The 670-nt window shown below is 71.9% G+C and carries 1 protein-coding gene; it reads left to right on the top strand.

Going from position 1 to position 670, the window contains the following annotated elements; genetic code table 11:
* On the top strand, positions 1 to 670 hold a 670-nt coding region (locus tag EAO72_RS41550), incomplete at both ends, for a glycosyl hydrolase family 28-related protein (RefSeq protein WP_315986339.1).

Here is a 670-nt window from a genome sequence, read left to right as displayed (position 1 = left end):
GTCCGGCCGTAAGGCGGTCAAGCTCACGCCGGGCGAGCACGTCGAGTTCACGCTCCCGGCGGCGGCCAACGCGATCACCGTGCGCTACAGCATCCCGGACGCGCCGCGCGGCGGCGGGATCACGGCGCCGCTGGACATCGCGGTGAACGGCACGAAGCGCGCCGGCATGACGCTGACCTCCCAGTACTCCTGGCTGTACAACCAGTACCCGTTCTCCAACGACCCCGGCGCCGACCTGCTCCACCCCGACTGGTGGATCACCGAGTGCTCCTGCGTGCCCGTCGCCACGACGCCCGCCCCGGTCATCGAGAAGCCGTTCCGGCCCAGCCACTTCTACGACGAGCAGCGGCTCCTGCTCGGCCGTACGTACCGGGCGGGCGACACCGTGCGGCTCACCGTCCCGGCCGGGAGCCGGGCCGCGTGGACGGTCGTCGACCTGCTGGACTCGGAGCTCGTCGGCCGGCCGCACATCGAACTCCTCGCGGCCAACGTCCTTGCGTTCGGGGCCGATCCGACCGGCCGGCGCGACGCGGCGGGCGCGATCGAGAAGGCTATCGCCTTCGCCCGGCGCACCCACCTCACGGTGTACATCCCGCCGGGCACGTACCGCGTCGACCGGCACATCGTCGTCGACGACGTCACGATCACCGGCGCCGGCAACTGGTACACG

Origin of the sequence: Streptomyces sp. OR43, assembly GCF_008042275.1 — a bacterium.
Classification (GTDB): domain Bacteria; phylum Actinomycetota; class Actinomycetes; order Streptomycetales; family Streptomycetaceae; genus Streptomyces.
This window is presented reverse-complemented; position numbering and strand designations above follow the sequence as displayed.